General features: G+C 43.7%; 10 protein-coding genes. 9 read left to right on the top strand and 1 reads right to left on the bottom strand.

Going from position 1 to position 13115, the window contains the following annotated elements:
• The first annotated feature begins 40 nt into the window (after positions 1-40).
• Genes RM049_RS05785 through RM049_RS05795 form a run of 3 tightly spaced genes read left to right on the top strand, consistent with a single transcriptional unit; the run spans position 41 to position 2968 of the window.
• Positions 41-1153, top strand: coding sequence for a T3SS effector HopA1 family protein (locus tag RM049_RS05785; protein WP_322703500.1), 1113 nt, complete (start codon positions 41-43; stop codon positions 1151-1153).
• Positions 1150-2166 carry an aldo/keto reductase gene (locus RM049_RS05790; protein WP_322703501.1) on the top strand — a complete coding sequence of 339 codons (1017 nt, stop codon included), beginning with the start codon at positions 1150-1152 and terminating at the stop codon, positions 2164-2166. The genes RM049_RS05785 and RM049_RS05790 overlap by 4 nt, the downstream gene beginning before the upstream one ends.
• A gap of 46 nt (positions 2167-2212) precedes the next feature.
• On the top strand, positions 2213-2968 hold the full coding sequence (locus RM049_RS05795) for a peptidylprolyl isomerase (RefSeq protein WP_322703502.1): 756 nt from the start codon (positions 2213-2215) through the stop codon (positions 2966-2968).
• Between the two features lie 260 nt (positions 2969-3228).
• Here RM049_RS05795 and RM049_RS39215 read toward each other — a convergent pair whose 3' ends face one another.
• Complete coding sequence (locus tag RM049_RS39215; RefSeq protein ID WP_416212616.1) at positions 3229-3360, bottom strand: hypothetical protein; 132 nt, start codon at positions 3358-3360, stop codon at positions 3229-3231.
• Between the two features lie 460 nt (positions 3361-3820).
• Here RM049_RS39215 and RM049_RS05805 point away from each other — a divergent pair, with 460 nt between their 5' ends.
• From RM049_RS05805 to RM049_RS05830, 6 genes are all read left to right on the top strand, one after another.
• A complete protein-coding gene (locus RM049_RS05805; protein WP_322699557.1) occupies positions 3821-4150 on the top strand; it encodes an SH3 domain-containing protein in 330 nt (109 codons plus the stop codon).
• 395 nt (positions 4151-4545) lie between these two features.
• Complete coding sequence (locus tag RM049_RS05810; protein ID WP_322703503.1) at positions 4546-4890, top strand: beta/gamma crystallin-related protein; 345 nt, start codon at positions 4546-4548, stop codon at positions 4888-4890.
• 202 nt (positions 4891-5092) lie between these two features.
• Complete coding sequence (locus tag RM049_RS05815) at positions 5093-7312, top strand: peptidase domain-containing ABC transporter (protein WP_322703504.1); 2220 nt, start codon at positions 5093-5095, stop codon at positions 7310-7312.
• 88 nt (positions 7313-7400) lie between these two features.
• Positions 7401-8771 carry a polysaccharide lyase family 7 protein gene (locus RM049_RS05820; RefSeq protein ID WP_322703505.1) on the top strand — a complete coding sequence of 457 codons (1371 nt, stop codon included), beginning with the start codon at positions 7401-7403 and terminating at the stop codon, positions 8769-8771.
• Between the two features lie 132 nt (positions 8772-8903).
• Entirely contained in the window at positions 8904-10286 is a 1383-nt protein-coding gene (locus RM049_RS05825) for an HlyD family secretion protein (RefSeq protein WP_322703506.1), read from the top strand.
• 153 nt (positions 10287-10439) lie between these two features.
• Positions 10440-13115, top strand: a 2676-nt coding sequence (locus tag RM049_RS05830) for a filamentous hemagglutinin N-terminal domain-containing protein (RefSeq protein ID WP_322703507.1), incomplete at its 3' end; no start/stop codon positions are given.

A 13115-nucleotide genomic window follows, 5' to 3' on the forward strand; every position in this document is an offset into this window, starting at 1 on the left:
GCGAAGCGGTACTACCTTTTTATTGTTTAACTAAAACATTATGCAACTACTAGATTCTCCTCAAAGTTCACTATCAACTTGTGTGCTAGATTCTCTGCAAGACATAGCCAACAATGTTCAAATCAAGCCTGACTTTTGTATTAGCCATCCAGCTTACAAAGCCTTTGAAATTCCTGCTGAGGTAGTAATTCGTTTTCAACGAATACCTTTGGAGCTTCAGAATAAGTATCTGAGCCTACAACTACAAAGTTTTCTCTACGGTATCTATTACAACGGTTCTATGAAAGATGCCCTAGCAGAAGATGCAAGTTCACCCGATCTAGCGCTTCATCAGAATCTAGAAAACAATACTTTTTTGGGAGTAGACGTAGAGTTTTACGATCGCCTACATAAAAGCAATACTGGCGAAGGCTATTTCGACCCAGGTTGGTCTGTACTGCACCAAGAAAGTGATGGGAGTCTCGCTGTTACCAAAGGCGGATTGACTTTGCATATTGAGCGCGATCGCCATTTAAAACTTACTGAGCAATCCGCATTTGTAGGCAACATAGTCGCTATCCGTATGCCTCGTAATTTAGTTCAAAACGGATTTTACATGGCTGTTAGCGATGCAGGGCCAGATACTCATCCTCAGATAGTTAGAGTTTACTTTAACTTGACACCCGAAGGTGCGATCGCTGTTATGGAAAGCCTGACACGGCAACTGAATCAAATCAAAATTCCCTTCACCTTTAAAGTTCTATACAACCCTTCTGATTACGGACGCTATGACAGTGGGGTTCTCTACTTTGAGAAAAGTAATTATGAAGCGATCCGGCAAGTGCTAAAAAATGTTTATGCAGAAAAGCGATGCCTACGGCGGGCTTCGCCTACGCATTTCCGCACCGAAGTACCCTTGTTCACAAAGTTACTTGCCCCTGGACTTGCACTAGCAGAAGAACCAGATTGCAAATTTGCTGCTGTAGAGAGTTTTGGGATGAACCGTTGCCAAATTGTTGCCAATGGCTTGCTAGAAGCACGGGCTACAGGTGATGAATCGCCCCAAAGTCGGATGGCAGCTATCCATCAGCACTTCTCTCTTCTAGGGATTGATTGGCAGCATTCTTACCTAAATGCCAACTCTCTTGACATCTATACCCCTTTAGACCAATGAAACTAACCGATCTTGCATTGCCTAAAGTAGCCTCAGTCAGTGAAGTTAGTCATGTAATAAATAATTTCCCAGAGTCCGATTTACCGTTTTACCGCAAACTAGGGCGGACTGATTTAACAGTCAGTTGTCTCGGTCTAGGTGGTGGCGGTAGCATCTCTAGCGAAGATACCCTTTACGCTTTTGACAGAGGAATTAACTACTTTTTCTACTCTAGCGATTTGCACCACTATCTTTACAGTCCGATGTCTGGAGCATTGCGCCAGCTTTGTGGACGTGGCTCCTCAGTGCGAGAGAAAGTGGTGCTGGCAACTGTGACTTATATCAAAAGTCCAGAAATGGCGCTAGCCGCTCTATTAGATCAATTTGTAGAGCTAAATATTGATTATATTGATGTGTTGTTCTGGGGCTGGATTGGTTCTAACGATCGGTCAGTTTTACAGAATTGCTTGCAGCTTTCTCCTGATTTAAGAGGCAGCAATAGCGTCTATCAGCGCACCATTGAAAGAATGTTTGGCGCTTCCGAAAGACTCAAGAAAATGGGAGCCGTCCGCTATATTGGTGCTTCGTTTCATAATATTGATTTGGCGCAACAATGCTTGCATAACGACCTATTAGATGTGGTGATGGTCAGACACAATGTTGCACATCGCTCTGCTCAGAGTCAAATATTTAATCAATTGAAAGCGCAAGATCCATCTCGACCAGGTATCGTCACCTTCAAATCTACAGGTTCTCACTCAGGCGCACTTTGGGATGCTCCGGTTAGTTTACCTGAAAAATGCTGGCGGCCTACTGTTCCTGATTTATACCGATATTCGTTAACGCAGAACTGTGTTGATGTTTGTTTAACAGGTTTGACTAAACGCGAAGAAATTGATGCAGCGATCGCTGGCGTTCAGCAAGGTAAGCTAACAACTGCTGAAGTTGAATACATGAATCTTTACGGCGAATTACATCGCAATCAACTAACAACTTCCGAAATTCCCTCTGAAAAACTGATTTATCGCAGCTAAACAGCAATAATTTTATCCAAATCAACTTTTACAAGAGAACAAAACAATGACAAAAACTTTAGAAAACATAGAATTAGTGTCCGTGCCAGAAATTGCTCTAGCAACAGATGAAGATATAATTGCTTACCTGCGCTATTCTCACAAAATAGCTGAATATGCAGTTTTAGCTGAACGGAATGCATTTATTTTAAATATCTGTCAACAGTTTGGCTTAACTGTTACTGATGAAGAATTGCAAACAGCCGGAGATGCATTTCGGCTCGAACATAAATTACTAGGAGTTTCTGAAACCTTGGCTTGGCTGCAACAACAACGAATTACTGTAGATGATTGGTCTAAAGGTACTAGATTAGAATTACTTACGAAAAAGTTAAAAGAATATCTGTTTGGAGATGCTGTTGATAGTCATTATCTGAGTAATCGTAACGATTATCAACGTGTAGCCTTATCTCAGATTTTAGTCAGCGATTTAACAGAGGCTAAGAAAGTCATTTATGCAATTAAAGAATCAAATGAGTCCTTTTGTGCTTTAGCACTAGAGTATTCCAAAGGTAAACAGTCTAAACAAAATGGTGGCTTTGTTGGTATTCGCTTTCTTTCAGAATTAATACCAGAGATTGTACAAGCTATTTCTCAAGCAAAAGAAGGCGAGGTGATTGGGCCAATAAATACAAAACTGGGTTATCACATTCTCAGAATTGAGAAGTGGTTCCCTGTTGAATTCAGTGAAAGTCGAGAGCAAGTATTAGAATATCTTTATCAAAATTGGCTACAAGCAAATACTATCTCTGCTTCCAAATAACTTTCCCAACTGGAAGAGTGTCTATCATTACTATCGACAGTGGCGCAAGAACAGGACTTGGCAAAAAATTCACGCGTGGATGAATAGTCAATAAGGCGCGGATTATGATTTACCAATTCTTTCAGGCGAGCGACGTATTGCTCAGTTTTAGGTCGTTCCATCAAGCGATCGCTCCATTTGTGAGCTTGTCCTGTTTGTGCGATCGTAATCCAGTAGCGTGCAGTCTCTTGAGAACATCCCAAAGCTTCACAGATTTGAGCCTAAGATTCATCTGCATCGAAAAGCAGCATAATTTCAATGCGACGGCGGTATTCTGCACGTAAGTCGGTTTCTAAGCTTTTCAGTAGGTATCTGCGCTGAAAGGGTGTTAAACAAAGACCTGAATTTTCCATAACGATTCCCCCTGGTAGAACTTGCACTCTTTGGAAGTTCGTTTAGCTTCTTTGCGAACCTCTGCTTACTTATCGGAATCAAAAGTCTATGAATTCTGCAACTTGTTATAAAACTTCATAATCATTATGTCAATGGTCATAAGTTAGGCTTTTCAGGCGTTAATCCTGTGACTGGTCAAAAGCAGCGATAAAAAAGTGACGATGAAATCAAAGATATAGCTTCAGTATCAAGGTGGGTGACTTGGAGTATCTTAGAGCGTCAAAACACTTTAAATTACAAGAAAAAAATACCTTTAACTTGAAATTTTAAAAATTTAAATAATGAAAACATAAGTACTTGAGTTATGTGTAAAAAATCACTTTAAACCTATTGCTTTTATCAAGTTAATATCAGAATATTTCAATGGAGTTAGACAAGACATCGCTAATTCCACATCAATCTCGAATGAAGGAAAACACAATGTTAAGCACCAAAGAAAACTTAAAACAAATTGAGATGGACACTATTCAACAGGAACCATTGTTGACCGAGTTGACTCCCGAAGCAGCAGCTACCGTCGAGGGAGGCCTTCAGTACACTACGGAAGGAGTCACCACCAGGTTGAATATTCGTGAGCGTCCCACCACCAAGTCCGACAAGATCGGCTCTTTCCAGCCTGGCGCGGTCTTTAACGCGTCAGCTAAGGTCACGAACGGGTTCCGCAAACTCTTAGGACGAGCAGGATGGGTGTCAGCTGAATTCACCCGGCGCGTCTTGAAAACTTCAGCTGGGTTTATAAAATTAACTTAGAGTCAAGTAGACAAAATCAAAGCTGGACGATATTTGAAGATAGTGGTTATAAAGGGCGGTCTAAGAGGTTGTTTGAAAAGTGTCAGATTGAGCCTAAAATGCAACTCAGAGAAGCGATCGCAAGTCCCAGAACTTTCATTATCTCGTTCAACTTCTCAATAGCCAGAGTAGTCAAACATACATTAGATGACTTTTCAAACATCCTCTAAAGTACTGGGGCCAGGGAGATATCCTACCCCCGAAGCGTTTGGTCTTTGAAACGACTCATTGACTGGTATTCAAAGACTATAACTCTAATCTTCCGGTAACAGTTCTTGTTCTTTGGTCTGGGCACAAATAACAAGGAATTTTAACAATTTTTGTAGAACAATTCAGACCTTAATAGGAGAAAAACAATGTTCAATACCGACAAAGCAATTTGTAGTTCCGATCAACAACTATTTACAGAATTAACTCCTGAAGAAGGAGCCGTCATCGAAGGTGGTGCGGACTTAGAACTTTACAATGGCGACAAATTTAGGGGGCGGATAGTAGCTACAAACAAAAACGTCCGGAATGTAGGTGATACCGCAAATGACCTAACTACCTCAGCTATAGTTAAGCGTGGTACATGGCTGTTATGGACAGGCGCAAATTTCACGGGGACGTCTAGGCGAGTAGGAGTAGGAAAGTATCCGAATCTTTACTTTGACATAGGCTTGCCTAACGATTCGATCTCATCGGTTCAGCGTGTAAAATAATCCCGTAGAGAACCGAAATTGTGCAGCACGGTGGGGCTGAAACTTTAATTGGTCTACCCCGATTTTTCTTAGTTTTCCAATTTAATTAGGTTGACCTACTTATTCATTTTTGCGTTTAGTCAATACCTCTAACATTTTGAAAACTAGCTCTGGTCGGGGTGAAAGCCCCGACTCACTTTCTCCTATGTGTAAGTTCTAAGTTATGAAATACCAAACTGTACTACAACACAGTGAAGAAGACTGTGGTGCTGCAAGTCTAGCCACGATCGCCAAACACTACGGACGCACCTTTGCCATTAGTCGAATGCGGGAAGTAGTTGGTACTGGATCGCGGGGAACTAGCTTGTTGGGTTTGAGCCGGGGTGCAGAAACTTTAGGATTCAATGCTCGCCAAGTTAAAGCCTCACAACAACTGGTCGATCAATTGAATAAAGCCCCTCTGCCAGCAATCATTCACTGGAAAGGCTACCACTGGGTAGTTTTGTACGGGCAAAAGGGAAAAAAATATGTAATTGCTGACCCAGGTGTAGGCATCCGCTATCTCACCCGCGAGGAGTTGCTCAAAGGGTGGGGCAATGGCATCATGCTGCTGCTAACGCCAGACGACAGCCGCTTTTATCAGCAATCAGATGATAAAATTGGCGGCTTTGGGCGTTATCTGATGCGGGTTTTGCCCTATCGCGCTATTCTCATTCAAGCGATCGCAATTAATATTGTCATCGGACTACTTTCGCTTGTCTCTCCCTTAATGATGCAATTGCTCACCGATGACGTGCTAGTGCGGGGAGATACCCAGTTGCTAACCGTCGTGGCAATTGGTGCGATCGCTATGAGTCTATTTAGCAGTGCGATCGGTTTGGTACAATCTCACTTAATCGGTCACTTTGGTCAACGCCTGCAATTAGGACTGATTCTAGAATACGGGCGACAACTGTTGCGTTTGCCCCTCTCGTATTTTGAAGGACGACGCAGTGGGGAAGTAGTCAGCCGGATTGCCGATGTGGATCATATCAATGAGCTAGTTTCCCAAATTGTCCTCGGTTTACCCAGCCAATTTTTTATCGCCTTGGTTTCCTTGGGCTTCATGCTCTTTTACAGTTGGGGGCTGACTTTGGCTTCCTTGGCAGCCTTTCTGATTGTCACCCTCGTCAACCTGCTTTTTCTCCCAGCTTTGCGCCAAAAAACCCGGAATGCGATCGTCTTGGGTACAGAAAACCAAGGCTTTCTCGTTGAAACTTTTCGCGGTGTCCAGGTGCTAAAAACTACTCAAGCCACTCCTCAAGCTTGGCAAGAGTATCAGGCAAATTATGGTCGGCTGGCTAACTTGGGCTGGAGTACGATGAAGCTGGGGCTTTACAGTGGCACAATCACTAATATTATTTCTACTTTTACTAGTATTGCCTTACTGTGGTTAGGCTCATACCTGGTGATTAATCGCACTTTGAGCATCGGTCAGTTGCTGGCGTTTAGTGGTATGAGTGGCAACTTTCTCGGCTTTTTAGGTTCAGTCATCGGTTTAGTTGATGAGTTTATCACTGCCCAGATTGTTATCCAACGCCTGACGGAGGTGATTGATGCTACGCCAGAAGACGACAAAGACGAGAAAAAGCCTTGGGCAGAACTTAAGGGCAATATAGATATTACTTGCACCAACCTTAATTTCCACCACGCAGGTAGAGTTGACTTGCTGCAAGATTTTTCGCTGATTATCCCTGGCGGTCAAGTTATTGGGCTGATTGGTAAATCCGGGTGTGGAAAAAGTACCCTCGCCAAACTACTTGCTGGTTTATATTTCCTCCAATCTGGCAATATCCGCTATGGCATCTATAATCAGCAAGACCTCTCAATGGAATGTCTGCGGCAACAGGTGGTGCTAGTACCTCAAGAACCTCACTTCTGGAGTCGCTCAATTCTCGAAAACTTCCGCTTCAGCTATCCTCAAATCGCCTTTGAACAAATTGTCCAAGCTTGCGAGATTGCTGGTGCAGATGAGTTTATTAGTAAACTGCCTGATAAGTATCAAACTGTTTTAGGCGAATTTGGCGCGAATCTTTCTGGTGGACAACGACAGAGATTAGCGATCGCTAGAGCTATAGTTACTGACCCACCCATATTAATTTTAGATGAATCCACTGGCGCTCTCGACCCAGTGAGTGAAGCCAAACTGTTAGATAAACTGCTATCCCATCGGCTGGGCAAAACCACAATTATGATTAGCCATCGCCCCAAAGTGATTGGGCGCGCTGATTGGATTGTACAGATGGAAGAAGGGCGTTTGAAAATCCAAGGCACTCCAGAGGCTCTGCGCCATCAACCTGGTGAACACTTAGACTTCTTAGACGGTGTTGATCTATTTACAAATGGTTTAGTAGCTAAATCTTCCAATCACTCTAACGGCAAATTCAGCGCAATCAGCAAATAAAATCATCTATGACTTACACATTGACAAAAAATATCATCCATGCATCTAAATAACAACTCATTGTTCAACATTCAACAGAGGTTAAAGAATGAATAGAAAATTTTCAAAGCTGTATTTTACGATCGCTGTCTCGGCTGCAATCATCGGTAGTGCTTCTGTCGCGTTGTCTGCCGTTGTATCGTTCAGCGATGCTACTGCCACATCTACTAGTGGTTCGTTTGTTGCGGACAACGCTATTGACAAAAATAAGAATACCCACTGGGAGGCTGACGCCGATGGTGCTTCCATAACTGCGAGATTCAATAGCTGCCAGCGCGTAGACGATCTGGTGCTTAACTGGTACGGCACGAACAAGTATACCTACAGCGTAAAGCTTTCCAAGGACAATGGTGCAACTTGGACTACTGTGGTCAGTAAAACCTCTGGCAAGGGCAATGAAAACAAGCAAAACGTCGACGACCAAGCCGCCAACGCGATCGAGATCGTGGGTGATAACGATTCTAGATTGCGTATCGACGAATTGAAGATTAATTCCCTGGGTTCGACCAATGGCTGTACGAGCAGTGGTACTTCCAATCCCTCAACTGGTGAGAGCAGTGGTACTTCAAATTCCTCAACTAGTGAAAGCAGTGGTACTTCAAATTCCTCAACTGGTGAGAGCAGTGGTAACGCTCAATACCCGGCCGATGTGCTTGATCTAAGCAAGTGGAAGATCACCCTGCCAATCAGCTTGAATTCCCCGCCCAACTCCAACAAGGCAACGGAAATTAAGCAGCCGCAACTCAAGACATACAGTAATTCAGAATATTTTCGTCTGAATGCTGCGAAGAATGGTGTGCTTTTGAAAGCGATCGCTGGCGGCGCACGTACAAGCACAAATACTGCTTACGCCCGTTCTGAACTGCGTGAAATGCAGGGTGATGGAACGGAATCCGCTGCCTGGAACTGTAAGAATATCGATCGTGGCATGTACCTGGAACAGACTCTGTTACACACCACCACGAAAAAGCCGGAAGCCACCATCGCCCAGATCCATGACTCAGAAAACGACCTGATGATGGTGAAGTACTTCGGCCCTTCCTTTGCCAACGGCTCGACGGACATCGGCAAGCTTGAAGCCCGCTTTAACAACGACACTACTACCAAGCTTCTCGACAGTACCTATAAAATCGGCGATCCGATGACCATCGACATTGCTGTTACATCCGGTGGCAATGTTAACGTCACCTATAAAAACCTACGTTCAGGTGTAACCAGTAGTACTGGTACAGTAAAGCTGACGGGTATTATCGGTTCCTGTTACTTCAAGGCAGGCATATATATTCAAGCTTGTTCAAAAACTGATATTTATGGCAACACCAACACTGTGTGTGCGAACAAAAACTTATCTGCTAATAAATACGAGACTGACCCTTACGCTTACGCCGAAATAGAAGTACGCAAAATTACCCTACGCTAATCCGCAGAAGCTTTCAGCTTTTGTGATGTCTGGCTTTCTTAATTTTAAATTTTGAATTTTGAATTTTGAATTTTGAATTTTGAATTTAATTACATTGTCTGTCTAATTTGTCAATACGTAAGTTCAATCATCATGGTTAGCTATTCCAACTCAGACTACTTGCCCCCAATTCAAGACAACGAGTTTCTCCCGCCACTTGGTCGTTGGACTACTTGGGGCGGACTAGTTCTTGTCTGTGCTGTGGGATTAGGCGTTCCACTCGCCTCTATTACCAAATATAAAGTGACTGTTAAAGGACAGGCTGTTGTTCGTCCTGCTGGTGAGTTACGGCTCGTTCAAGCTGCTACGGAAGGTCAGGTAATGCGTGTCTTTGTTGCAGAGAATCAAGTTGTCAAAAAAGGCGATGTGATTGCTACTATTGACAACTCGAAGCTAGAAACTAAAAAGAGCCAACTGCAAAGTAGCATTGGGCAAAGTCGTTTACAACTTTTTCAAATTAATGCCCAGATTAATGCGATTAATAACCAAGTTTTAGCTGAAACTGAGCGTGTCAACCGTGTTATCGCTGGCGCTGAAGCTGAATTAAGCGGTCGTAGCCGGGACTATCAAGATAAACTTATTACTACTGCTACTGATGTGGAAGAAGCATCTGCAAATGTCAAAGCCGCAGATGCTAGTCTCAAAGCTGCCCAGTCAAAGCGAAATCGCTATGAGACTGTAGCCAAAGCCGGAGCCTTGTCTCAAGATCAATATGAGGAAGCACAACTAGCTGTTCGCCAGCAAGAACAAGCTCTCCAAGCAGCTAAAGCTAAATTGCAAAATGTCCAAACTGCTCTTAATCCTAGTAATGCACAAGTAGCGATCGCTTCTCAACGCATTGCTCAAGAAAAAGCTACCGGTCAAGCTAACATTGCTACTTTAAATAAAGAACGCCTTGCTTTAATCCAGCAACGAATTGAAATTCAAAAACAGCTAGAACGCGACACCCGCGAACTCCAACAAGTAAATATCGACCTCAACCAGGCTGTGATTACTGCCACAGCAGACGGGATTATTTCTAAATTAAATCTGCGAAACTCCGGTCAAACAGTGCCTGCTGGAGAGGAAATTGCCCAAATTGTCCCCAGTGATGCTCCCTTGGAAGTTAAGGCTGCGATCGCACTTCAAGATAAAAATAAGTTAAAACAAGGTCAAACGGTACAAATGCGGGTTTCTGCCTGTCCTTATCCAGATTATGGTACTCTCAAAGGCAAGGTTAAGACGATTTCCCCGGATGCGATTGCACCTGTTGGGAATGCTGCTAATGCCAGTGCCGCAACATCTGCCAGCCAAAAGATGGCAGCCGTTGGTACATTCTATGGGGTAACAATTGAGCCAGAAAGCCTTTCTCTAGGTAGGGAAAAACATCAATGTGCTATCCAATTAGGAATGGAGGGTACAGTCGATATTATTTCTAGAGAAGAGACTGTGATGCAATTCTTTTTGAGGAAGGCAAGGTTGATTGCAGACATTTAGTGCGTTGGCGTAGCCCGCACTTCGGCAAGCTCAGTGACCACCGCAGGCATTGCATTGTAACTATTCGTAATTATTTCTCGCAATCCTACTGTGGGTTTTCTATCTATCCTTATAAGAGGGTGTAGTGTACTTGCTAGTTATTCAAGGGTTGCAATGTTTAAAATGACGCGATGTAGGCAGCATTGGTGCTGGAAATTCGCACTGGGAAGTTGGTTGGTGATGGGTAGTGCGATCGGCGAAGGTGTATTGCAGACATTCGCTTTCCCTTTTAATTGCGCTTTTGCCCAAATTACCCCCGATAGCACTCTACCCAATAATTCGAGAGTTACAACACAAAATAACATCAGTACCATTGAAGGGGGAACCCAAGCTGGAAGCAACTTATTCCACAGTTTTGGGGAATTTTCTGTCCTCACTGGCGGCACTGCAATATTTAATAATGCTGCGGATATTCAAAATATTATCAGTCGGGTAACGGGTGGATCGGCTTCTAATATTGATGGGTTGATTCGGGCTAATGGTACAGCTAACCTGTTTCTAATTAATCCCAATGGAATTGTATTTGGTCAGAATGCTCAATTAAATATTGGTGGTTCTTTTGTAGCGAGTACAGCGAATGCACTGCAATTTGGAAATGTCGGATTTTTTAGCGCAACTGAGAAAAATATCCCTTCACCATTGTTGACTATTAATCCTTCAGCATTGCTATTTAATCAGATTAATCAAAACGCAACAATTCAAAATAATTCAGTTGTACCCGCAGGAAAAGATCCAGCAGGCTTTGATGCATTTGGTTTACGAGTGCCAGATGGAAAAAGTTTACTGCTGATGGGTGGTAATGTCAGCATGGATAGGGGACGATTAAATGCTTTTGGTGGACGAGTTGAGTTAGGAGGATTGGGCGAACCTGGTAGTTTAACGCTGGGTGTAGACGGCAATAATCTCAGCTTGATATTTCCTGCGGATGTTGCGCGAGCTTCGGTATCCCTTACTAACCAAGCTGCGATATATGTAGAAGGTGCTGGTGGCGGTAATATTGCAGTGAATTCCAAGAATCTAGAGATTTTAGGAGGAAGTATTTTAAGCGGTGGTATTGGGCAAGGTTTAGGGACATCTGAAACAGTTGCAGGAGATATCACGCTTAATGCTACTGGAGAAATCAAAGTTGCTGGCGGGAGTAGTGTTCAGAATCTTGTGCGTTTGGGGACAGTTGGTAATGGGGGTAACATTACTATTGATTCTAGTTCTTTCTCATTACGCGATGGCGCTCAACTTGAAGTCTCAACCTTTGGACAAGGGAATGCAGGGAATGTGACAGTGGGGGCACTCAATGCTGTTGACCTTGCAGATGCTGGCATCCTCAGCACAGTGGAAGCAGGGGGCGTAGGTAAGGGAGGTAATATCGACATCAATGCTGCAACACTATCACTAATTGATGGCAGTCAACTAGTAACCATTACTCGTGCTGCATTTAATACCCAACCAGCAGGACGAGGGGATGCGGGGAATGTCAATGTTAATGTTACAGGTACTGTTGATATTGCTGGGGAGAAAAATGGTTTTTTTAGTGCGATTGGTAGCAGTGTGGAAACGGGGACAGTTGGCAATGGAGGTAACATTACTATCGATTCTGGTTCCTTCTTGTTAAGCGATCGCGCTGTACTTACTGCCTCAACTTCGGGACTTGGGAATGCGGGGAATGTGACAGTGCGGACACTTGATGCTTTTACAGCCGCTAGTAATACTTACATCTTCAGCACAGTGTCAGCAGGAGGTGTAGGTAAGGGAGGTAATATCGACATTAATGCTGCAAAAGTGTCACTAATTGATGGCGCTCAACTTATTGCCTCAAGCTTTGGACAAGGAAATGCAGGGAATGTGACAGTGCGGGCACTTGATGCTGTTGACCTTGCAGATGCTGGCATCTTCAGTACAGTAGAAGCAGGGGGTGTAGGTAAGGGTGGCAATATCGACATTAATGCTGCAAAACTATCACTAATTGATGGCGCTCAACTGGCAACCGTTACTCGTAGAGCATTTAATATCCAGCCAGCAGGACGGGGGGATGCGGGGAATGTCAATGTTAATGTTACAGGTACTGTTGATATTGCTGGGGAGAAAAATGGTTTTAAAAGTGCAATTTTCAGCAGTATGGAAACTGGGACAGTTGGCAATGGAGGTAACATTACTATCGATTCTGGTGACTTCTCATTACGAGACGGCGCTCAACTAACTGCCTCAACTTCGGGACTTGGGAATGGGGGAAATGTGACAGTACGGGCACTTGATGCTGTTTCAGTGGCTAGTAATGCTTCTATCCTTAGTACAGTAGAAGCAGGGGGTGTAGGTCAGGGAGGTAATATCGACATTAATGCTGCAAGACTATCACTAATTGATGGCGCTCAACTGGCAACCGCTACTCGTAAAGCATCTAATACCCAGCCAGCAGGACGGGGGAATGCGGGGAATGTCAATGTTAATGTTACAGGTACTGTTGATATTGCTGGGGAGAAAAATGGTTTTTTTAGTGCGATTGGTAGCAGTGTGGAAACGGGGACAGTTGGCAATGGAGGTAACATTACTATCGATTCTGGTGACTTCTCATTACGAGACGGCGCTCAACTAACTGCCTCAACTTCGGGACTTGGGAATGGGGGAAATGTGACAGTACGGGCACTTGATGCTGTTTCAGTGGCTAGTAATGCTTCTATCCTTAGTACGGTGTCAGCAGGGGGTGTAGGTCAGGGAGGCAATATCGACATTAATGCTGCAACACTATCACTAATTGATGGCGCTCAACTGGCAACCGTTACTCGTAGAGCATTTAAT

Source organism: Nostoc sp. DedQUE04 (assembly GCF_034530995.1).
Taxonomy (GTDB): Bacteria; Cyanobacteriota; Cyanobacteriia; order Cyanobacteriales; family Nostocaceae; genus Nostoc.